General features: G+C 41.7%; 20 protein-coding genes. 9 read left to right on the top strand and 11 right to left on the bottom strand.

The annotated features are described in order from the left end of the window. Nucleotides 1-32 precede the first annotated feature (32 nt). The gene (locus RB622_RS08245; RefSeq protein WP_308046082.1) at nucleotides 33-545 is read right to left on the bottom strand and encodes an ORF6N domain-containing protein; all 513 of its coding nucleotides are present in this window, start codon (nucleotides 543-545) and stop codon (nucleotides 33-35) included. A gap of 172 nt (nucleotides 546-717) precedes the next feature. Here RB622_RS08245 and RB622_RS08240 point away from each other — a divergent pair, with 172 nt between their 5' ends. The 4 genes from RB622_RS08240 to RB622_RS08225 all read left to right on the top strand — a co-directional run bounded on the left by RB622_RS08240 (nucleotide 718) and on the right by RB622_RS08225 (nucleotide 6,021). Then, nucleotides 718-1,986: a nucleotide sugar dehydrogenase gene (locus RB622_RS08240; protein ID WP_308046081.1), complete on the top strand. Its 1,269-nt coding sequence runs from the start codon at nucleotides 718-720 to the stop codon at nucleotides 1,984-1,986. A gap of 180 nt (nucleotides 1,987-2,166) precedes the next feature. Next, a complete protein-coding gene (locus RB622_RS08235) occupies nucleotides 2,167-3,378 on the top strand; it encodes a glycosyltransferase (protein WP_308046080.1) in 1,212 nt (403 codons plus the stop codon). A gap of 33 nt (nucleotides 3,379-3,411) precedes the next feature. Continuing rightward, nucleotides 3,412-4,512: a non-hydrolyzing UDP-N-acetylglucosamine 2-epimerase gene (gene wecB / locus RB622_RS08230; protein WP_308046079.1), complete on the top strand. Its 1,101-nt coding sequence runs from the start codon at nucleotides 3,412-3,414 to the stop codon at nucleotides 4,510-4,512. A 9-nt stretch (nucleotides 4,513-4,521) separates the two neighbouring features. After that, the gene (locus tag RB622_RS08225; protein WP_308046078.1) at nucleotides 4,522-6,021 is read left to right on the top strand and encodes a polysaccharide biosynthesis C-terminal domain-containing protein; all 1,500 of its coding nucleotides are present in this window, start codon (nucleotides 4,522-4,524) and stop codon (nucleotides 6,019-6,021) included. Nucleotides 6,022-6,052: 31 nt separating this feature from the next. Here RB622_RS08225 and RB622_RS08220 read toward each other — a convergent pair whose 3' ends face one another. Together RB622_RS08220 and RB622_RS08215 are read right to left on the bottom strand one after the other, a co-directional pair. Beyond that, entirely contained in the window at nucleotides 6,053-6,934 is an 882-nt protein-coding gene (locus tag RB622_RS08220) for an FkbM family methyltransferase (RefSeq protein ID WP_308046077.1), read from the bottom strand. A gap of 198 nt (nucleotides 6,935-7,132) precedes the next feature. After that, nucleotides 7,133-8,110, bottom strand: a complete 978-nt coding sequence (locus tag RB622_RS08215; RefSeq protein ID WP_308046076.1) for a hypothetical protein — start codon at nucleotides 8,108-8,110, stop codon at nucleotides 7,133-7,135. 649 nt (nucleotides 8,111-8,759) lie between these two features. Between RB622_RS08215 and RB622_RS08210 the strand changes: the two genes are divergently transcribed. Next, nucleotides 8,760-9,392: a response regulator transcription factor gene (locus RB622_RS08210; protein WP_254561375.1), complete on the top strand. Its 633-nt coding sequence runs from the start codon at nucleotides 8,760-8,762 to the stop codon at nucleotides 9,390-9,392. Nucleotides 9,393-9,584: 192 nt separating this feature from the next. Next, a complete protein-coding gene (locus tag RB622_RS08205) occupies nucleotides 9,585-10,115 on the top strand; it encodes an RNA methyltransferase (protein ID WP_308046075.1) in 531 nt (176 codons plus the stop codon). 128 nt (nucleotides 10,116-10,243) lie between these two features. On the opposite strand, the gene RB622_RS08200 is transcribed toward RB622_RS08205, so the two are convergent. Continuing rightward, a complete protein-coding gene (locus RB622_RS08200) occupies nucleotides 10,244-10,678 on the bottom strand; it encodes a hypothetical protein (protein WP_308046074.1) in 435 nt (144 codons plus the stop codon). A 169-nt stretch (nucleotides 10,679-10,847) separates the two neighbouring features. Here RB622_RS08200 and RB622_RS08195 point away from each other — a divergent pair, with 169 nt between their 5' ends. Next, complete coding sequence (locus RB622_RS08195) at nucleotides 10,848-12,539, top strand: lamin tail domain-containing protein (protein WP_308046073.1); 1,692 nt, start codon at nucleotides 10,848-10,850, stop codon at nucleotides 12,537-12,539. Between the two features lie 16 nt (nucleotides 12,540-12,555). Here the strand turns inward: RB622_RS08195 and pgeF are convergent, their stop codons facing one another. Both pgeF and RB622_RS08185 read right to left on the bottom strand, forming a co-directional pair. After that, on the bottom strand, nucleotides 12,556-13,329 hold the full coding sequence (gene pgeF / locus RB622_RS08190) for a peptidoglycan editing factor PgeF (protein ID WP_308046072.1): 774 nt from the start codon (nucleotides 13,327-13,329) through the stop codon (nucleotides 12,556-12,558). Nucleotides 13,330-13,431: 102 nt separating this feature from the next. Further along, entirely contained in the window at nucleotides 13,432-13,947 is a 516-nt protein-coding gene (locus tag RB622_RS08185; RefSeq protein ID WP_308046071.1) for a DinB family protein, read from the bottom strand. A 160-nt stretch (nucleotides 13,948-14,107) separates the two neighbouring features. Here RB622_RS08185 and RB622_RS08180 point away from each other — a divergent pair, with 160 nt between their 5' ends. After that, the gene (locus RB622_RS08180; protein ID WP_308046070.1) at nucleotides 14,108-15,340 is read left to right on the top strand and encodes a metallophosphoesterase; all 1,233 of its coding nucleotides are present in this window, start codon (nucleotides 14,108-14,110) and stop codon (nucleotides 15,338-15,340) included. 43 nt (nucleotides 15,341-15,383) lie between these two features. Here RB622_RS08180 and RB622_RS08175 read toward each other — a convergent pair whose 3' ends face one another. Further along, nucleotides 15,384-15,575 carry a hypothetical protein gene (locus RB622_RS08175; RefSeq protein WP_308046069.1) on the bottom strand — a complete coding sequence of 64 codons (192 nt, stop codon included), beginning with the start codon at nucleotides 15,573-15,575 and terminating at the stop codon, nucleotides 15,384-15,386. A gap of 241 nt (nucleotides 15,576-15,816) precedes the next feature. Between RB622_RS08175 and RB622_RS08170 the strand changes: the two genes are divergently transcribed. Continuing rightward, nucleotides 15,817-17,286 carry a gluconokinase gene (locus RB622_RS08170; protein WP_308046068.1) on the top strand — a complete coding sequence of 490 codons (1,470 nt, stop codon included), beginning with the start codon at nucleotides 15,817-15,819 and terminating at the stop codon, nucleotides 17,284-17,286. 140 nt (nucleotides 17,287-17,426) lie between these two features. On the opposite strand, the gene RB622_RS08165 is transcribed toward RB622_RS08170, so the two are convergent. From RB622_RS08165 to RB622_RS08150, 4 genes are all read right to left on the bottom strand, one after another. Next, nucleotides 17,427-18,140 carry a DUF4198 domain-containing protein gene (locus RB622_RS08165; RefSeq protein ID WP_308046067.1) on the bottom strand — a complete coding sequence of 238 codons (714 nt, stop codon included), beginning with the start codon at nucleotides 18,138-18,140 and terminating at the stop codon, nucleotides 17,427-17,429. Nucleotides 18,141-18,221: 81 nt separating this feature from the next. Continuing rightward, nucleotides 18,222-18,650 carry a DoxX family protein gene (locus tag RB622_RS08160; RefSeq protein WP_308046066.1) on the bottom strand — a complete coding sequence of 143 codons (429 nt, stop codon included), beginning with the start codon at nucleotides 18,648-18,650 and terminating at the stop codon, nucleotides 18,222-18,224. 637 nt (nucleotides 18,651-19,287) lie between these two features. Beyond that, on the bottom strand, nucleotides 19,288-19,695 hold the full coding sequence (locus RB622_RS08155; protein WP_308046065.1) for a cytochrome c: 408 nt from the start codon (nucleotides 19,693-19,695) through the stop codon (nucleotides 19,288-19,290). A 71-nt stretch (nucleotides 19,696-19,766) separates the two neighbouring features. Next, the gene (locus tag RB622_RS08150) at nucleotides 19,767-20,945 is read right to left on the bottom strand and encodes a PQQ-dependent sugar dehydrogenase (RefSeq protein WP_308046064.1); all 1,179 of its coding nucleotides are present in this window, start codon (nucleotides 20,943-20,945) and stop codon (nucleotides 19,767-19,769) included. Nucleotides 20,946-20,975 lie beyond the last annotated feature (30 nt).

The following is a 20,975-nucleotide window of genomic DNA, read 5'->3' as shown; positions in this document are numbered from 1 at the left end:
GTCGATTGTCTGCCAAAGATATTACTATTGATTCACTTTGCCAGAAATGGATCATCATCCTGCCTGAATCCGATAAGGTTTCTCTCCGGATTCGGCGGGTTTAACAAAAAGTTTAATGCCTCATAAATGTCTTTAAACTTGATCTGCATTTCATTTTCCAGACGCTCAATGCGTTGTTCCAGTTCTTTTGAGTCGTAATAATACTGACGTATCATTACAAATGCCCTCATAATTGTAATGTTTACCTGTAAAGCCTTTGGGCTTTTTAAAACACTGGATAACATAGCAACGCCTTGTTCGGTGAATGCAAAGGGTGTGTAACGCGTGCCTCCCCAACTTGAGGTCACATTTTGTGACCTCAAGTTGGTCCATTCCAAGTTTGTTATTTCGAACATAAAATCTTCCGGAAATCGGTCCATGTTTCTTCTGACTGCCTGCTTTAATGTTTTCGTAGGAACTTGGTACATTTCTGCAAGATCAAAATCCAGTATTATTTTTTGTCCCCTAAGGGTAAAAACCTTGCTTTGAATAGATATCAGGTCCATAATATGCGGTTTTAATGTTGGATTAGATACTGTCAGTTTCATCAAAAGTCACACCCTGTACCCAGATAAAAATGACGAATTCTGGCATACCATTGGCGACCGGATTCAGTCAAAATTTTCTGATCAAGATTAATATGTATAGTTTTATGTCCTCGTAATAAAATTTACCAGAATGTCGTCAGAAATTGCTGCAAGTAAAATTGCAATTATTGGTCTAGGTTATGTCGGTCTGCCTTTGGCGGTGGAGTTTAGCCGGAAATATTCAGTGCTTGGTTTTGATATCAATAAAGACCGCGTTTCAGAGCTGAAAAGAGGTTATGACCGAACGCAGGAAATTTCGTCCGAAGATTTACAACGTGTGCAGGATTTGCAATTTTCTGATGAATTGTCGGCATTGGCTACCTGTAATATATTTATCGTGACCGTTCCCACGCCGATTGACAACTATAAAAAGCCGGATCTTGTCCCACTTTTAAAAGCCAGTCAAACGGTAGGAAAGGTGCTGAAAAAAGGGGATATCGTGATTTATGAATCAACGGTTTATCCTGGTTGTACGGAGGAAGATTGTGTTCCTGTCCTGGAAAAGGAAAGCGGATTGAAATTTAATACCGATTTCTTCTGTGGCTATTCGCCGGAGCGCATTAACCCCGGAGACAAGATCAATACGCTGACAAAAATCAAGAAAGTCACTTCCGGATCGACGCCGGAAATTGCTGAATTTGTCAATAATTTATACGGTTCGATCATTGAAGCCGGTACGCACCTGGCGCCAAGCATTAAGGTAGCGGAAGCTTCGAAAGCCATTGAAAATGCCCAGCGTGACGTCAATATTTCCTTTGTCAACGAGCTTGCGCTGATATTCGACCGGATGAGCATTGATACGACAGAGGTATTGGAAGCGGCTGGGACGAAATGGAATTTTCTTAAATACAAACCCGGACTGGTGGGCGGCCATTGCATTGGCGTGGATCCGTACTACCTGGCTTACAAAGCTGAATCTTTGGGTTATTACCCGCAGGTGATCCTTTCAGGGCGACGGGTCAATGATACCATGGGTGTGTTTGTCGCCAATAAACTGGTGAAATTACTGATCAAAAAAGGTCATAAAATTGAAGGCAGCCGTGTTTTGATATTGGGAATAACGTTCAAGGAAAATTGTCCCGATATCAGAAATACACGGGTTGTTGATGTATACAAAGAATTGAAGGATTTTGGTATGCAGGTGGACGTGTATGATTCATGGGCGTCGGCGGATGAGGTGAAACATGAGTACGATATTGCGTTATCCGACAAACCATCGGGAAAATACGAAGCGGTTGTACTGGCCGTGGCACACGATACCTTCAAAGCAATCGATTTGAAGGATTTTACCAACAGCAATTCGGTCCTTTTTGATTTAAAATCCACATTGCCAAAAGATTCTGTTGATTCGAGACTATAAAAATGTTCCGGAGCGGAATCAGTTTTAAGCTGATTCCGCTTATTTTTTTCACAATACTTCGGCTTGTTTTTTCTGTTTTATGTAAAAAAACAGAACCTGAGTCGGGTAAAGATTGCTACGCCTCTTAAAATTACCTGCGAATGTGTACTTTTGCAGGAATTATCACAATACTATTGACGCATGCGGGTTTGTTTTGTCATGGCGGGGTTGCCGCACTATTTTGCATTGATACTGAATAAAATGGTTTCTGACTATGGAATCGAAGTTATTCTGGTCAAACCCAGTCAGCAAAGCAAGGCGATTGGTGCTGGTGTGAAAGAGGATAAATCAGCCGCACAGTTTCGTCTGGTAGAACTTCCCGAATACACAACCTGGTACGGCAAGTCTTTTTTTGAAAATCTGATACCGACACTGCATGAAATAAAACCGGACATTATCGTGATGTCGGCATGGCCTTATTTCTTACAGTTTATATTAAATCCCCTGTTCTATTTTAGGTTAAAAGAAGTCAAAGCGAAATTAATTTGCCGGGACATTCCGTTTAATACCGCTTATTGGGGCAAAAGCCAGGAATATTATTACTCCGGACAAAATATCACGGAAGATCTGGACGCGGCGAAAAAAAACTGGAAAGGTGCGCTTTCATTCCGGGTTATCACCTGTCTGCGCAGACTGTATCTGCCCCTGGCCGATGCACATATCAATTATTACAACGAGGGAGGAGAGATCATCGCGAGTTACGGCGTCCCCAAAGAAAAAATATTTATCGCTGCCAATTCTCCAGATACAGACGAATTGCTGGCGGCTTATGACCAGGTCCTGAAACAGCCTGATATTTTGCCTGTCAATCCCCACCGTGTTATACATGTCGGACGGTTGGTGAAATGGAAACGTGTGGATATGCTGATTCAGTCGGTAAGGGATCTGAAAAGTTTTTTTCCGGATATCGAATTGGTTGTGGTAGGTTTTGGTCCCGAGGAAGAAACACTGAAAAAACAGGCTGCTGATTCGGGCATCGCTGACAATATTCGTTTTGTGGGTGGTGTTTATGACTCGCTGACATTGGGACGTTATCTGCATGTTTCGTCCATTTACCTGTTAGGCGGCATGGGCGGTTTGTCGATCAACGATGCCATGTGTTTTGCCAAACCTGTCATTTGCGCAGTAGCGGATGGAACGGAGCGTCGTCTGGTCCGGGAAGGATACAACGGAAGTTATTTTGAAAACGGTAATCAGGAAAGTCTTAACCTGAAAATCAAAAGCTTGCTTGAAGATCCGGAAAAAGTAAAGACCTTTGGTGCTAACTCGCTGAAAATTATCAAGGAAGAAATTAATATACATAGTGTGTTGAAGGAGTATATGGTTGCTTTTCAATATGTTCTTGCGCACTGATCGATAGCTGTTTAAAATTTTGGTTGATTAAAAATGAAAATCCTAAGTATTGTTGGTGCACGTCCAAACTTCATGAAAGTGGCTCCGCTTCACCGCGCTTTTTTGAAACATGCTCAAATAGATTCGAAAATTATTCATACGGGACAGCACTACGATGCCCGCATGTCGGATGTTTTTTTTAATCAGCTGGAATTACCGAAACCGGATTATTTCTTAGGTATCGGCGGGGGATCGCACACGCAGCAAACCGCCAAAATCATGATTGAATTTGAGCAGGTGATGGCCGCCGAAAAACCGGATGTCGTCCTTGTAGTGGGTGACGTGAACTCAACCATCGCGTGCGCGATGGTGGCGGTGAAGGAACATATTCCGGTTGTGCACGTGGAAGCAGGTTTGAGAAGCGGTGATCGCGGAATGCCGGAAGAAATTAACCGGATCATGACCGATTGTATTGCGGATGACCTTTTTGTGACGGAACAGGCCGGTATCGATAATCTTAAAAGAGAAAGTATTCCGGACGAAAAGGTGCATTTCGTAGGCAATGTAATGATCGACTCGCTGGTTTATTATCGTAAAAAAGCCGCAACGCTGACCATTCTGAATGATCTGGGCCTGGCACCGAAGTCTTACGTTTTGATGACGATGCACCGGCCGAGTAATGTGGACTTTGAAGCAGGGCTTACCAATATCCTTACGATTATCAAGGAAACTTCGAAGGATAAAACCGTATTGTTCCCTGTTCATCCAAGAACCCTGAAAAATATGGAAACCTGGGGCTTGCTGGAAGAACTGAAAAGCCTTCAGAATGTAATTTTGATGGAGCCGCAAGGTTATCTGGAATTTTTGCATCTGATGGAAAATGCTGCTTTGATCATTACCGATTCTGGCGGGATTCAGGAAGAAACAACGTATTTACAAGTACCCTGTCTGACTTTCCGTGCGAGTACAGAACGCCCGGTCACAGTTGAATTGGGAACAAATATTCTGTTAAGCGACCTGGATCCGGTTTCTGTGGCTGAAAAAGTACAGGATATTTTGGGCGGTCGGACAAAGGAAGGCGTAATACCGCCATTTTGGGACGGACAGGCGGCAGAACGTATCACTGAAATATTGATACAAAAATATGCTAACTAGCCTTTTATAGTGGGAATTGTTGTTCGTCAGAGTCTTAAAGCGGGCTTAGGGTCTTATATCGGAGTAGGGATTGGTATTGTCAATGTTATGTACGTTTCTACGAAGTTTCTATCCGTAGAGCAGTACGCGTTATCCCGGTTATTGTTTGAAAATAGCCTGCTATTTTCGGCATTTGCGCATTTAGGAACGCCCTTTATCGCGGACAAATTTTTCAGCCTGTTTCGGGATGATGAAGAAAAACACAACGGAATTCTTCCTTTCCTACTGTTTTTACCCTTTGTAGGCGCATTGCTTTTTGCAACCATTTATCTGTTGTTTACGCCGGCTATTCACGCGTATTACGCAGAGAAGTCCCCGATGTTGTTGAAGTATCATTTTCTGGTAATTCCGTTAACAATTTTTTGGATTTATATTACCGTTTTGGAGGCATATTGTCGTAATAATGCGAGGATTGCGGTACCCAGTTTTATTCGGGAGGTATATTTAAAACTGGCAAATGTACTTTTGATCTTTACGTTTGGGATCGGATGGTTAAGTTTTGACACTATGCTGTATCTTCTGATCGCATCCTATGGCCTGGGCGTGCTGATTTTAATTGGTTACATCAGGAGTCTTGGGAAATGGTATTGGAAATTTCCAAACAGGACGATACTGACATCGATGACGATGCGCCAGATGCTGGCCTACGGCGGTTTTACCTTGCTCGGAGGAATTGGGGTAAACCTGATGTTGTTTATTGACCGGTCGATGGTGGCAGGCGAAAGAGGACTGGTTAGTGCGGGGATATTTATTATCGCTTCTTACATTGCCAGCATCATCGAAATACCCAGAAAAGCCATCGCGCAGATATCGATTCCACTATTGGCCTCTTCACTGACAAAAGGTGATTTTGGACATGTGCGGACCATGAATCAGAAGTCTGCATTGAATCAACTGATTGCCGGCGGAGTCGTTTTTTTACTTATTTGGGCCAGTATTGACGATATTTTCTTTTTACTTCCGAAGGGAGATACTTATTCGGAAGGAAAGTACGTAGTCCTTTTTTTAGCCATGGTTAAGGTATTCGATATTGCAACCGGGTTAAATACCGAAATAATTTTATACTCGAAATTTTTCAGATTTGCCACGTTGTTTATCGTGGCCTCTGCCATCATCGGTTTTTTGCTAAACCTTTGGTTGATTCCCCTTTACGGTTTTTTGGGAGCAGCCATTGCAACCGCCTTTACTACTTTTGTCTATTCGATGGTCAGAATGTTGTTTGTCTGGAAGAAATTTGGGGTGCTGCCTTTTACCAACAAAACTTTACAGGTTACGGTCATTCTGGTCATTTTGTACGCGCTTACATTTTTGGTGCCGGATTATACCCGTACGGTGTTTTCAGCCATGATGGTATTGGTTTTGCGTTCAGGAGTACTCGTAATTTTGTTTGCGACGTTTATCATCCGAATGCAGGTTTCGGTTGAGATTAATGAACTGGTATTATCTTTTCAACGCAAATGGCTGAAATAATTTCAGCAGCCGTATTGCTGGGAAATTATCGTTAGATCAACACATCACCAAGTTTGATTTTGCGGGATGATTTGATTCGGTTTTCAACAAACGCAAGATCTCTGATATAAATCGTGTTTTCCGGGTTTGTTGAAGTTATTTTGGTAAGTTTTCTTTCCGTCGGAAGATAGTTATAAGGTACAAACCCAAGACCGAGAAGTTTGTCGTGAATGTAATTCTGCCCAAATTCATATTGGTCAGAAAGTCCGTTCGTTTCCATAATAATGACTTTCAACTCAGGTCTTTCCAGGGTTGAAGTTGCACCATTAATCACATTGGCTTCAAATCCTTCCACATCAATTTTAAGAAGATTGATGTTCTTTCCCTTTAATAAGTTATCAAGGGAATTTACCGGGACTTCAGTGACGGGCCCGCCAAAGGTATTGTCGTTGATTACATGGTTTATGGCATCCAATGTGTTCGAAAATACCAACGTTTCCTCTTTATCGCCAACCCCAAGGTTAAATAATTCTGTTTTATCCTGTAAATTGTTGTAATTGATATTGCGTTTCAGGTTCGCAAAAGTCGAGGGGATAGGCTCAAATGATAGCGATTTTGCCCCGGTTATTCCGGATGCCAGCACTGAATATACGCCAATATTCGCACCTACATCCACAAAAGTATCTTCTGACCGTAAATAATGCATCACGAAAAACATTTCGTTGGTATCATAAAGGCCGGTATATATCTGAAGCTCTGCACTGGACATGCCTCTGTCAACAACCAATGAAACATTTTCAACAAAAGGATAGACCATCGGATGTTTATGTAAACGAATTACAATTCCCCTTTTTAGAAATGTTAAAAGTGCTTTTACCTTTCTGTTTTTATTTAACGGGTGACCCAGGATTGTCTTTATTGTTTTTAATTTCATTACAATGCTCAAATATTTTGCCGAAGATAAGAGGAAAAAGAGAGTTTTCTGAGGAAAGGCTTAACGAATTAAATTTGCATTATCATTTAAAAATACAACGCGTGAATGCGGGATTTGTATCCTTAATTTGACTATCAGTCAGGATCATTGAAAGTAGCCAGTGTTGGTAAATGGTTATGATTCTAGAAGTGTGATGTTTTAAACCAGGATTTTATGATAACAAATTTTTGAAGATTTTACCCCACCCATATTTTCCTTAAAACATACCAGACCAGGCTTGATTATGCCATGATGGTCGTTTGACGTGCCCAGATCCCAAATTTCAATCCTTTCTTTTTGGCAATAATTGTAAATCTCCTCGAACAGCAGCACCATGGGACTGAATCTTCTATAAGAAAGCAGGTCGGTCGGGATAAAATTGTAGAGTACATTTTTGCTAACACGCACGGTTACGCACACGGCTATAAGTTGATGGGCATCTCTGACGGAAAACACTAGAATTTCTTTGGAGAATGTTGTTGTCAGGATGTTAAATTGGTCTTCGGAGATTGATAATTTGTATTGTTTGGTTAAAAAGCTATCCCGGATGAATTGGTAAATATTTTGTGAAGAAGATGTCTGGTCAAGACCGACCGTAAAGCCTGCATTTTTACATTTAGTTAATCGTCTGCATTCAGATTTTTTTATGCGCTGATTGAAAACGCGATTTGTAATTTCAATGTGGTGGTTGATTTGCTCGGTTGCCTGATATTCCCCCATTAAATAAATTCTATGCAAAAGGTTATGGAAAATTGGATCATAGCAGGCTGGCGCGCTCTTAATTGTTAGTGATTTTACGTTGTTTTTTTGTGCCCATTTTTCGATGCAGAAAATAAAAAACGTTAATTCATACGCATTGCAGTCAGGATGTCGTTGTATTCCACCGAATGGAGCTTTTGCAGGTGAAATAAAGGTGTTCCGGGATTTTTTGACAAAAGAAATTGATGCAATGGCGCCGGATTCAGGAAGTCTGAAAAGGCAGAATGTATAAAACGTCTGAGATGCCTGTGTATTTTGGTGCTTTGCGGTGTTGAAAAGATAACTTTCAAAGTTAGCAGAATATTCATTTTCGGGATTTTGGATATACAGACGTGTTTCCAGTTGATCATAAATCCAGGTAAAGGCGGGATTACTCAATTTTAGCTATTTTATAATGTGTGTGATTGATTCGGGAGAATGCCTCATCAAATTTATCATTTTAACTTAAAGGAAGAAGCGTATGGAGCATTCAAATGATCTGAATAATTGTTTCTGAATCGCAATTTTGAATTTTTACTATCTTATTGTTGAATATATCAGAGAATTTTTAGAATTTATTGTAGTGGCTTGTGTAAGAACTAATTAAATTAATTCTGTACCATATCGAATAAAAATGATCCTTTTTATAGCGATCAACGATATATCCGTTCAATATAAATTCATTTTTTTTATCGAAATATCTTTGTACATTAATAGCAGAAAATAAAATTTCGAGTAGAAAATAAATATAGGGTATAGGTTTTTGACTTTATTTTAACTAAAATTTATAACTTGTACCTTCAATGTAACTTTGACTTGATTTCTATGACTGTCAGGCAAGTGATTTTTTAAAAGCATAGTCATTTGCGTGTTGAATAGAGGTTATTTTGCATTAAATATATTATTGTTTTTATTCATTCATTAGAGAGTTATTACATCTGGTTACCAGGTATTTAGAATTGTGCTAATATTTTAGTGTTTTCATTCGCGATAAATTCTAACTTTGGGGTAATACTATTTCTACTGTCATTTAGTATATAAAATTTTCATGAAGCACATACTTATTGCCGAGGATCACGCAGTTGTACGAATCGGGACCAAGCACCTCCTAAAATCTCTGATTCCGGAATCTCAAATTACCGGGGTGGATACGTTTCAAAAAGTACTTTTGGAACTAGGGAATCAGACTTTTGATCTTCTTATTCTGGATATCAATATCCCTGGCGGGAATAATACTAAAATGATTGAAACAATCAGGATAAAGCGCCCTGATATTCGGATACTCATGTTTTCGAGCTATGATGAACAGCTGTATGGCTTGCTTTATCTTCAGGCGGGAGCTGATGGTTATCTGTCAAAAGATGCTGCGGAGGATGAATTCAAGACGGCTGTGCTGAGCGTGCTGGATAATAAAAAATACATGAGCGCGGATATGCAGCAGATTAATATCAACAGGCTGATCAATCCTAAGGAGTTTCTTCCGGATCCGATCGTGAGTTTATCTCCGAGAGAAAAGGATGTCATGAACTTGCTCAAAGAAGGTTTTGGTACGGCCAAAATTGCGGAAAAGCTAAACCTTCAGTTGTCTACGGTGAGTACTTACAAGGCCCGTATTTTTGAGAAAATGGGTGTGAAGAATATTGTAGAATTAATTACGAAAATAAAGTTGATCGATAATTAAGAATTTAAGCTTATTGTCTTGCAGCAGATATTGGGTCATTGTGCCTGGTATCTGTTTTTTTTTCATGGGTTTTAATTTGAGAATCATAGTTGGTTTATTTAATGTTCAAATGAGAAACTTATATAAGTTGTATCAAACCGTCGTATGTTTGTCGTGAAAATGATGTTGAACTTTTAGAATAAAGTGAATAAAATGCGTAAACTGCTCATTGAAGAAATGAATCGGTTGTCGGTGGAAGAATTTAAGGAATCGGATAAGTTTCCATTTGTGATTGTATTGGATAATATCAGGAGCCTGAATAATGTCGGTTCTTTTTTTCGGACTGCGGACGCATTTAGGGCACGGAAATTAATTCTGTGTGGTTATACGCAACATCCTCCGCACAGAGAAATCACCAGAAGTGCGTTAGGTGCCGAAAATTCTGTAATTTGGGAAAAGGAAGAAACGACGTTGGGCGCGGTAAGAAAATTGCAGGAAGAGGGCTATCGGATTATCTCAGTAGAACAGGCTGAGGGGAGTACATTACTACAAGATTTTGCACCTGAAAGCAATGTGCCTTACGCATTTGTTTTTGGAAACGAGGTTGAAGGAGTTGCTGATGATGTTATTGCCGTTTCTGACGCATGTGTTGAAATACCTCAGTTTGGGACCAAACATTCGTTCAATGTCTCCGTTTCTGCCGGGATCGTGTTGTGGGAATTTGTAAGTAAAAATTTAACATAAATATAACGCGTTATATTTGCTCTTTTGAAATTAATAGTCGGTATTTGTAGGTTGAAAGATAGAGAACTAATTAATTTAATAATGAGCTAAAATTGATTGTATTAGCTGTTTAGTTATTCATATCTTATTTATTTAAATAATTTTCTGATTATGAAATCCGCAACAAAAAAACTTACTACCGAAATCGCAGAAGTATTAGTCGTGAAACTTGATGCGGTATCTGCTAATTCGAAAAAGATAAAAAAATCGATAGAAAAAGCAGCAGCCAAGCTGGCTAAAAAAGTTTCCAAATTTGCAAAAGACGAGGAAAAAAGAAAAGCAAAAGAGGCTAAGAATGCGGAGAAGAAATCAAAATCACCTAAAAAGGAGTCTAAAAAAGATAAGAAAAACGCAGGAAAAGCTGCCAAGCCAGCAACACCTGTTGCCTCAGCAGTTGCCAAGCCGGTTGCAACCCCTCCGGTAAAAACAGCAGCTCCTAAACCAGCTCCGGCCGCTAAGGCAGTTGCAAAACCGACACCTGCTCCTGCGAAAACTGCTGCACTGGCAAAACCTGAAGAAAACAAATAGTTTTAAAGGGACCGATTTTATCTGACAAGATATATCTATTCAACTCTGAAAAGGGTTGAATTTTTTTGTTTAGAGCATGCTTTTCCGTGATCCGTTAAGTGGAATTGTTACCAAAACGGCGTTATTCCGTATTAGGTAAACCAGTTTGTTAACCGGAACGCAGCTATGTCAGGATACACGGGAATATGCCTTCTTTTGATCTGCTTGTCAGTTGGAAATGTTTGTACGGAACAGGGTTATAACCGTGTTGTCATTACCGAAATTCTGGCCGATCCCATACCGGCTATTGGTTTGCCGGAAGTTGAATACATTGAATTGTTCAACCCGTCTGCCCAGCCCCTTTCTTTAAAAAACTGGAAACTAACGATTGGAGGCAGGTCCTGGGTTTTCCCTGATGCTGTTCTTGGTGCGCATGACTATGTGATTCTTTGCAGCGCCGCTCAGGCTGATCAGATGCGGAATTATGGAAACGTTATTCCCCTTGGGCCTTTTTCATTGGCCAATGACGGTGCTACTTTGTCCCTATACTCGCCGACTAACCAGCTGGTGTTTTCGGTAAGTTATTCGCTAAACTTGTGGCCAACGGATAAAAGAGACGGCGGGTATTCCCTGGAAATGCTTGATAGCGGAAATCCTTGCGGGCAACGCACCAATTGGGCTGTATCTGCGGATCCGAAAGGAGGTACGCCAGGGAAAGTGAATAGCATTTCAGCAAGTAATCCGGATCTCATCCCTCCGGAAATACAATATTTAGATATTATTTCAGCGAATGAATTACGGATTACAGCGGATGAAAAACTGGACAGCCTGAATGCAGTCGCTGGGGCTTTGATAACGGTTTCTGGCAGGAAGATTTTGAAAAAGAAACTGGAATCACCCGGGTTCAGGAACGTAATCCTGACAGTGAACTCGCCCTTTTTAGAAAATGTAAAGTATACGGTTTCTGTAAAGAATCTCTCCGACTGTGCCGGAAACCTGCTACGCGAGGCTGAGATGCTCATCGGGTTGCCGTCCAAGGCCGATTCCGGGGATGTTGTGTTAAACGAAATATTGTTTAATCCACCGGATAATGGTGTTGATTTTGTTGAAATATATAATAACACTGCCAAGTTTATCAGCTTGAAAAACTGGTCGCTGGGTAATATCAAAAACGGGGAGCCCGATGTTTTTAAAACTATTACCGACGATACATTTATCCTTTTGCCTTTTAGCTGTCTGGCATTAACCACAGACCAGGTATTGGTGAAGCAGTTATATCCAACTGATAAAACCAGACATTTTTTGGAAGTATCAGCATTACCTGCATTTTCAAATACGGCCGGAGGTGTGGTTTTGAAAGACGCCGATGGAAGGATTTTTGACCGTTTTGACTATACCGAAAAGATGCACGACCCGCTCATTCACGCAGCGAAGGGTATTTCACTTGAAAAAAAAGATGTTTTTACTCCTTCCCAACATCAGGAAAACTGGCATTCGGCTGCTTACAATGTGGGCAATGCAACACCAGGTTATACAAATTCCCAAATGAAGTCAGAAGTAGATGAGGATATTTTTGAGATAGAGCCCGATGCATTCACGCCGGATTATGGAGGTACAGGTCATTTTGCAGTACTGAAATACAAACTGACTTCGTCAGGGCAAATTGCAACGGTCAGGATTTATGATATAACTGGCCGTTTCGTGCGAAACCTGGTCAGAAATCAAATGATAGGAGCGACGGGGGAGATGCGTTGGGATGGACGGGATGAAAGCGGAGAGGTGGTTCGAACGGGCTATTACCTCCTACTAACGGATTTGTTTGATGCGAACGGGAATAAGCGACAGTTTAAAAACAAGGTCGTGGTTGTTAAAAAATGACCACGACCTTGCAGGCTTATTCTTTTATTCCAATGGTAGCGAGCAGCCTGCCTGTTAGTCCTTTTTCTTTTCTGTATGAAAAATAGTCTTCGTTATGAATGACGGTAGAGTAGGGAGAGACTTCTATATTTTCTGGCTTCACACCGGCTTCAATAAGCTGGGAGCGGTTAGCAGCTTTCAAATCAACGAAAAACTTGCCTGTTTGTTCGTCCCGGCTTTTGTAGTCGGACTGGAAGTTTTCTGCAACTTCTTCGCCTACTTCAAAAGAGCATGCATCGATGCAGGTGCCCACGAAAGCGAGACAATCTGCCGGATTTGATCCATAAGTTTCCTGAAGCAGTTTTACTGTTTTTAGTACAATTTGCTGGACCGTTCCACGCCAGCCTGCATGAACTGCGGCAACTGCTTTTTTTACAGGATCAAAAATTAATATAGGTGTACAATCGGCAATGGTGACGGACAACTGAACGGCAGGAACGTTGGTGATTAAGGCGTCATAACCGTCAAACCGGCCTGCCTGGGTAACAACCAGGATTTCAGAACCGTGTACCTGATGTGACTTGGCAACCTGCGACAGAGGAATGCCCAGAGATTCAAAAAAACGTCTGTTATTTTCTGCGACGTTATCGGGATTATCCAATGTTGACCCGCCGAGATTCAGGGAATTGTAAGGTCCGGAGCTAACACCACCGTGACGGGTACTTTCTCCCGAAACGAGATTCGCTAAACCGGTAAATAAGTCAGGGATGCGGTATAGTGGTTTGTTATTCGAGTTAAGCTGATCCTTCACGCAGACTTTGTTGATTAAAAACTGGATATTCAAAGCCCAAAAATACACAACTCCACCATGGATCTCATGACGGAGTTGTGTATTTTAATAAAAACCGTTTCACTAGAACAGCATTTCCTGTGGCGGTTTTACCCCTTTCATACGAATGTACACCGTAGTTTGTCCGCGGTGATGTGTCTGATGTTCAAACGCTTTTTCAAACGCAACGCCAGATTTTGACTCCATGCCGAATATTTTAATATTCTTTGGCAGATCTGAATCACTCATGCCTTTTAATGAATTGATGATAAAATCGTAGCTTTCAAGTGTGGCTTTGCTCACAGCCGCTTTTGATTGATCAGCCATTTTTTCAACTGAACCTTCGAAAGGACTCGGTTTACCAGTGGCGGCGGCTGCAAATGCAAAGTTAGCATCGGCAATATGGCCCATTTGCTGTGCGAACGAGCGAATTTCCGGTGTAGGTTTAAATGCATAGCCGTCCTCTGGCATCACATCCAGATAAGCTTTCGTGTAATTTTTTGCTCTTTCCCATTCAGTGACCATTTTGGCGGTCATAACCTGGGCAAACAGTGCCTGTGTTGTCAACAACATCATGGCAGAAAGTAGTAATTTTTTCATTTGGCTTGTTTTTTGATTAATATTTGTCTGGAATTTACAGTATCCCCGAGTCGAAATCAAGAATATTTGCTGTTATTTATTGATTGTCTATTATTGTTCGAAGTGTTAAAATTGTGATATACAGTTACATATGACGTAACGGTTGTAAATGATATTATAGATGAGTGAATCAGCCGAAGAACGTGCAAAAAAATATTTAACCTTAGGCCACAGCGAGGCAGAAAATCACGCTAAAACGCAACAGGAACTTTTTGAAAAATATGTACAGGATAAGTCGTCTGTATCGCGTGTCATTTCAGAATTTTTTAAAAGAAACCTTATCGGTTTTGCCTGGCACTACCTACGCAGCCGTTTCGGGCCCAGGCATCCCTACCAGGCATATCCCAGAAACGGAGACAATGGCGTTTATCGCTTACAAGCTTCTGTTCCGGACCGAACTGAGATAACGGTTGCATTACTGTCAGATTGGGCCAGTGATACGGCAGAGTCGGATGCTGTGGCACATTTAACCGCTCGTTATGCGCCAGATTACACGATCCATTTGGGCGATGTATACTTTGTGGGCACGCCAAAAGAGATTGAACAAAATTTTACGGCTCCGTACGCGTCCTGGTATTATGGCGCATCGGGGAGTTTGGTTTTGTCTGGCAATCATGAAATGTATTCCAATGGAAATGCATTTTTTCAGCATTTATTGCCAGCGATGTACGCAAAGGAAGGAAAGGAACGGAAAACCCAGCAGGCTGGCTTTTTCTGTTTGGAAAACGAGTATTGGAGGATTATTGGTATTGACACAGGGTATACCTCGGTAAGCCGTCCTTTGCTGGAAATAATTTCTCCGCCTGACTGTCATCTGCGAAAAGAGCAGGTTGACTGGTTGCGCAATGTTGTGAAAATTGGTGATCCTGAGGATAAAAGAGGTATCGTTTTTCTAAGTCACCATCCTTACATTTCTGCATTTCGGGAAGAATATACAAGACCGGGGGCGCAGTTACAGAAATTGTTAGGTAAATCGGACCGGCCGGTTATCTGGTTTTGGGGGCATGATCATCGCCTGGTCATTTATAAGTCTGGGACCAATGGGAAGGGGCCCTTGGCATTTGGGCGCTGCCTCGGACATGGAGGATTGCCGGTTGAACTGCAAATGCCTGAAAGTAAAGAAGATCTGGAAAAGATTGATTTTTATGACCGGCGTATCAGGATGGAATTGGCTGGTCACCAACTAGGTTATAACGGATTTGCGATGTTGAGGCTCAATGGTGATAAGCTCGTGGCCGAGTATCGTGACCTTGAAGATACTAAGGTTTTTGAAGAGGAATGGGTGATAAACAAAACAAACGGCCAACTCGCATGGAAGGTCATAAAATCGCTTCCCGAAATGGCCGTTCGATAATGATATAATTTCTCATTTCAGGTTAAACTGAAACGAAGGAGTATCAATGATGGTCGTCTGCTGAATGATCTTTGTAAAACGCAGCGAATGTTATCACAAGACCGATCAATCCAAGGGTGAATACGAAAAGATCCCCAAATACCGCAAGGATAATTACCAAAAATAAAAATATCGCGATAGAAGCGCCAAGAGAAGCACCTTCTGGTTTGCTATGTACGTGTACGTCGTCAGTCATGGTTCAATAAAAATTTGAATAGTATTATTTTACTGATGCGAAAATAATAAAAATTAGTTAAAGAGGAGGCTCTTGGTGAAATTTTGTTTGATCATCCATTTGATACCCAATCGTCCGATCCCCATAGGTTAGAAGAAGATTTGTGATACGGTCGGGAGGAACACCGAAATAATTTATAGTGTGTAAGAGCAGAATATGATACATTTGTCGGGTAATAAAATTCAATCCAGGCCCTTTCGAAATGTCTTTTATAATCGGTTGTGATATAGGTACTACAAACGTTAAAACTACTGCTTTTGACTCTGATTCTGCCGGAATACTGGCTTCACACAGCGAAGGATATGAAATGCTTCATCCCCAGCCGGAATGGAGCGAACAAAATCCGGATGATATTTTCAACGCGGTCTGCAACTCCATTCAGAAAGTCTGTGAAATATGTAAACCGCAGGGAGAGCCCATCGGAATCAGTTTTAGCTCTGCCATGCACAGCATTTTGTGCATGGATAAAAACGGTAAAAACCTGACTAATCTCATCATTTGGGCGGATAACCGAAGCGCCGAGATCGCGAAAAAATTACGCCCATCCGCAGATGGGAAAAAAATGTACCAGCATAATGGTACGCCTGTTCATGCCATGACACCGGCTTGCAAACTCATCTGGCTCAAAGAAAATGAAAAGGATGTATTCGAAAAAACCGACAAGTTTATCGGAATTAAGGAATATATTATTTTCAAACTTACCGGACAATTTGTTGTCGATTATTCGATTGCGTCTGCTACGGGTCTTTTTAATATCAAAAGTAAAAAATGGGATGCGTGGACGCTCGAAAAAATTGGCCTGGATGAAAACCGGTTGTCGAAAGCGGTTTCTACCTATCATATAGAAAAACTGCCTTCCGGAAATGATTTTAAATTACCCGAAGGAACGCCCTTGATCATGGGGGCCAGCGACGGCTGTCTGGCAAATCTGGGGAGTGGAGCGATTCGAAAGGGAACGATGGCCATTACCATCGGAACGAGTGGCGCGGCCAGAATTTGTTCCGATGTGCCATATCTGGATGAAACGATGCGGACTTTCTGTTATATTCTCGATGACGATACCTATGTGGTAGGAGGGCCTTCAAATAACGGAGCCGTAGTGTTCGAATGGCTGAAGAATACTTTCTTCTCAGACAGCGATTATAACCAGATTTTTGATGCCGCAACACAGGTAAATCCCGGATCGGACGGACTTTTGTTTTTCCCATATTTGTTAGGCGAAAGAGCGCCATTGTGGAGTTCTGCGGTAAGAGGCGGTTTCCTCGGACTGGATATTCAGCACACCAAACCGCATTTTGCGAGAGCCGTCATGGAAGGTATTCACCTGAATATTTACAGCATCGGGAAAATTCTACTGGAAACGCAAAAGGTCAAAACGATTTATGCCAACGGGGGGTTTGCACATAGCCCGTTCTGGGTGCAGATGCTGGCCGATGTTTTCGGAACGCCGGTGGCTTTGAATGAGACCGTCGATACGGGAACTGTGGGCGCCGCTATGATGGGATTGAAAGCGCTGGGGCTGGCGAAGGAATTGTCGGATCTGGACTTCTTTACACCGGTGAGCACAATTTTTGAGCCAGACAAAGACGTGCATAAGCAATATCTGGGTGTTTATGAGAAGTTTTATGCGTCCTCCGAAAGTGTTTTGATCAACGCTGGCATATCGAAATAACGGGATTTAACTGTGCGTGGATTACAATATTGAGCGCTTTCTTCAAAAATAAAAGACAATGAGATTGTCTGTAAAAAAATAAGCGACCCGGTTTTGTTAGAAAACCGGGTCGCTTATTTTTTGATGCAAGCACCTGGTTATTATTTTACGTCAACCAGAAGCGTCGCGCAGCGCCACACCGAAGTGTAATTTTTTCCGTTGTGTTCACCTTCTTCTTTTTCGCTTTTGGAAGCTTCAATACTATACTTTCCAGCCCAGACCGGTGTAAATTCAGCCACGCCCTGCGCATCGGTATTGATTTCTTTATTCCATCCGCTAGGCGCATGCACAGCTACTTGTAGTTTTTCTGACGGTTTTTCCTTGAAGAAACCCGTCAGCTGAATTGGCTTGTTAACCTTGTAAGTTTTGCTTGCGTCAGCATAAACGCTGATATCATTCGCATTGAGAGCCGGGTCATTTCCAACCAGTGATTTCCCCACGGCAACGATTGCGCTTGCATTGAACTGATACTTTGTTTTTCCGCCAAGTTCTTTTGCTGTGTGACTAACTGTGATGGTGTAAACACCGTCTGTTTCAGGTGTAAATTCCGAAGTGAAATGATCGTCGGCAGCGTTGGTCGTAAGTTTCACCTTCTGCTTGTCAGGACCGGTAAGCCACAATGTAAATTCTTTTACATCAGAATACCAGTCAGCGATTTTTTCAGGCTTATCGTTTGGCTCTGAATAAATAATTTTGATGGTTTGCTTCTGTCCGGCTTTACCGGTTGTATTGGTTTCTATCCAAAGTGCGTGAGCAAAAAGACTGCCCGTATGAAGGAAAAATGCGATAGCGAGTAAAAGGATATTGCGTTTCATTGTTGATCAGGACGGTTCGCCGTCGCGTTTTGTATGAAAAAAAATTGAGTTTTACTTTTAAAAATATTAGTAACAGGCCGATTAGTATTTCGGTTGTTTTGATAAAATGAGCCCATCCAGACTGTATTTTCCCGGCCCCACCAATAATAAAACGAGGTAAACCAGGAGATAGGAGAAACCACCATAGGCCTTCCCGAAGACATCGCCGTCGTGTGCCATAAAAGTGATTACGATAGCGGTAACGATCAGCGGAACGGTGGCGGCACGCGTGAAAAGACCGAGTACAAGCATAGCACTGCAAACCAGTTCAGCGAAAATGGCAAGGATAAGTGAAGCGGCAGGGCCAAGTCCCATGAAATCCATGAATTCATTTTGTTTTTCGGCAAATCCCAGGTATTTGGCATAGCCATGCGGTATCATTAAAATTCCAAATCCTACGCGCAGAATCAGCATGGCGATATCAAATGCATTGCGGGAATAAGAAATGGAGTTAAGTTGTAATTTGGACATAACAAGAGTTTACGGGTTAATCAGAATTTGTAGCAGTATTCAGGCGCGAATTGCTTGGAGCTTCTGCCTGCTACGTGGATGATCATGGTTATTATTTAGACTAAATTTAATTAATTCAAAAGTATGTGTAGAATTTATATGCAACAAGAATTTATTTAGAATATTTAAAAATAAATATTCTGACATGTAATTTTAGTGTAACGCCTTCCGGATTTATTTAAAAGTTGTATTGTCTGCTTTGGGCAGATTTAGTTGGTAGCCATTTGTGGGCTTGTAAGCCGCACGAAGCATTCCTGTTGGAACGCATGGTTGAATTTACTCAGCTTTTCCACCAACGAATTGTGCCGAGGGCACAGAAAAAATCGTTTCGGCTCTGGGATGGTTAAAAGGGTGGAGTCATCTGCCTTCGGCAGACTTCGTGGGTAGAAGATTTTGAGGAAGTTAGTTATACGCGGCGTTCCTGTGGAACGCATGGTGTAGTTTTGGCATTAGCTTTTTCAATCAATGCATTATGACGAAGGCGAGATCAATAATCGCAACAACGTTTTGACATAGTTGAAAATAAAAGAGGTATCTATTCCCAATGAATAAATACCTCTTAATGATTCCCGAATTGGCGTGGTATTAGGACGACCGGTTACTTTTCCTTCACGGCTTCCACCATCTTTGCCGTAACCATTTTCTTTTCAGACGAATTTCCCCAGGCGTTCAGGATATAATTCATTACATCCGCTATTTCTTCATTATCAAGTCCGGGGGCTGGCATCATGTTATCAAACGCAATGTTGTTTACAAGAATTTTACCTTGCAGACCAAATTTGATTGCATGGATCGCTTTTTCGGGTGTTTTGGTGAGGTAATCTGCTTTCGCCAATGGGGGGAAAGTCTCTGGAATTCCCTCGCCGGCGCCCATATGACAGGTGATACAGTTTTCGGAATAAATTCCTTTTCCTCGTGCGATGCTTTTTTCAAGTTCATCGTCCTGATCCGGAAAAACAGCCGAACAAAAAATAATGCCTGAAAGGAGTAGTAATATCGATTTCATGTGAATAATTGCCTTGGTAATTGGTAAAAGAGGCTTTATCAATGATTTGATAAAGCCTCTCAAAAGTGATTTTAAGCTTTCGGACTGATACGAACAATCTTTCCGGAGTTTTCAAGCACTACATAAATATTTCCATCGGGCCCCTGACGAACGTCACGAACGCGGCCCAGTTTTTCAAAAATAATTTCCCGGCTCAATACTTTGTTACCTTTCACTTTAAGGTGTTGCAGATAAGCAAATTTCAAAGAACCAACCAGCAAATCACCGTTCCATTCCTTAAATTTCGGACTGGTTACGAAAGTCATTCCGCATGGTGCGATCGATGGGCGCCAGTAAACAACGGGTTGTTCCAAACCTGCACGAGCCGTATCTTTTGAAATAATACTGTTGTCATAATCAATCCCGAAGGTGATCAATGGCCAGCCATAGTTTTTACCTTTTTCGATGATGTTAAGCTCGTCGCCGCCTTGAGGCCCGTGTTCATGTTCCCAGATCACGCCGGTTGTTGGGTTAATCACCATGCCCTGCGGATTTCTGTGGCCGTAAGTCCATATCTCAGGTCTTGCGCCTGCTGTTTTTACAAAAGGATTATCCGTCGGGATTTTTCCATCTTCATGCAAGCGAACTACTTTTCCCTGATCTTTACCCAGGTTTTGCGAGTTTTCTTTTTGTCCGCGCTCGCCCAGAGAAAGGAATACATAGCCTTTTTTGTCAAAAACTATACGTCCGCCAAAGTGCACATTGGCTTTCACATTGGGAATAGCTTTGAATAAGTGCTGAATTTCAACCAGCGCATGGTCTTTCAGTTTGGCACGGATCAGCGCGGTATTGGCACCGTTGTCATCACCTTCTTCGCCGGCTTGTTTTGGAGAAGAATAGCTGATATATATCCAGCCGTTTTTTGCATAATCAGGGTGAAGTGCCACATCAAGCAAGCCGCCTTGTCCTTTGTAATATACCTCAGGGACGCCTGAAATTGGGGTAGGATCAAGCACGCCATTTTTAACCAGTCGTAATTTACCGCCACGTTCCGTTACCAATAATTCACCACCCGGCAAAAATGCAGTTGCCCAGGGCATAGTCAGGCCTTTGGCAACGGTATCAACTCTTAAATCAGCTTCGGATATTCCAGTTTTTTTTTCTTCGGGCAGCGAAAAGTTATTACTCATTAAGCCCAGTGAGGCCAACAGCAGCATACTTCCCAGGGCCAGAGGGATATTCTTTTTTAGTGATAAAAAATTCTTTTTCATAAGTTCAGGATGAATAATAACAGTTTTTGG

Origin of the sequence: Dyadobacter sp. LHD-138, assembly GCF_030929615.1 — a bacterium.
GTDB lineage: Bacteria > Bacteroidota > Bacteroidia > Cytophagales > Spirosomataceae > Dyadobacter.
Note: the sequence above shows the minus strand (reverse complement) of the source record. Positions and strands in the feature narration are given on the sequence as shown.

What these genes read in the sequence shown, in the direction of transcription:
- RB622_RS08170 (WP_308046068.1), top strand. Translation starts at nt 15,817, where the DNA reads ATGTCTTTTATAATCGGTTGTGATATAGGTACTACAAACGTTAAAACT.
- RB622_RS08150 (WP_308046064.1), bottom strand. Translation starts at nt 20,945, where the DNA reads ATGAAAAAGAATTTTTTATCACTAAAAAAGAATATCCCTCTGGCCCTG.
- RB622_RS08220 (WP_308046077.1), bottom strand. Translation starts at nt 6,934, where the DNA reads ATGAAATTAAAAACAATAAAGACAATCCTGGGTCACCCGTTAAATAAA.
- RB622_RS08160 (WP_308046066.1), bottom strand. Translation starts at nt 18,650, where the DNA reads ATGTCCAAATTACAACTTAACTCCATTTCTTATTCCCGCAATGCATTT.
- RB622_RS08210 (WP_254561375.1), top strand. Translation starts at nt 8,760, where the DNA reads ATGAAGCACATACTTATTGCCGAGGATCACGCAGTTGTACGAATCGGG.
- RB622_RS08175 (WP_308046069.1), bottom strand. Translation starts at nt 15,575, where the DNA reads ATGACTGACGACGTACACGTACATAGCAAACCAGAAGGTGCTTCTCTT.
- RB622_RS08195 (WP_308046073.1), top strand. Translation starts at nt 10,848, where the DNA reads ATGTCAGGATACACGGGAATATGCCTTCTTTTGATCTGCTTGTCAGTT.
- wecB (WP_308046079.1), top strand. Translation starts at nt 3,412, where the DNA reads ATGAAAATCCTAAGTATTGTTGGTGCACGTCCAAACTTCATGAAAGTG.
- RB622_RS08165 (WP_308046067.1), bottom strand. Translation starts at nt 18,140, where the DNA reads ATGAAACGCAATATCCTTTTACTCGCTATCGCATTTTTCCTTCATACG.
- RB622_RS08240 (WP_308046081.1), top strand. Translation starts at nt 718, where the DNA reads ATGTCGTCAGAAATTGCTGCAAGTAAAATTGCAATTATTGGTCTAGGT.
- RB622_RS08235 (WP_308046080.1), top strand. Translation starts at nt 2,167, where the DNA reads ATGCGGGTTTGTTTTGTCATGGCGGGGTTGCCGCACTATTTTGCATTG.
- RB622_RS08245 (WP_308046082.1), bottom strand. Translation starts at nt 545, where the DNA reads ATGGACCTGATATCTATTCAAAGCAAGGTTTTTACCCTTAGGGGACAA.
- RB622_RS08155 (WP_308046065.1), bottom strand. Translation starts at nt 19,695, where the DNA reads ATGAAATCGATATTACTACTCCTTTCAGGCATTATTTTTTGTTCGGCT.
- RB622_RS08180 (WP_308046070.1), top strand. Translation starts at nt 14,108, where the DNA reads ATGAGTGAATCAGCCGAAGAACGTGCAAAAAAATATTTAACCTTAGGC.
- RB622_RS08185 (WP_308046071.1), bottom strand. Translation starts at nt 13,947, where the DNA reads ATGAAAAAATTACTACTTTCTGCCATGATGTTGTTGACAACACAGGCA.
- RB622_RS08205 (WP_308046075.1), top strand. Translation starts at nt 9,585, where the DNA reads ATGCGTAAACTGCTCATTGAAGAAATGAATCGGTTGTCGGTGGAAGAA.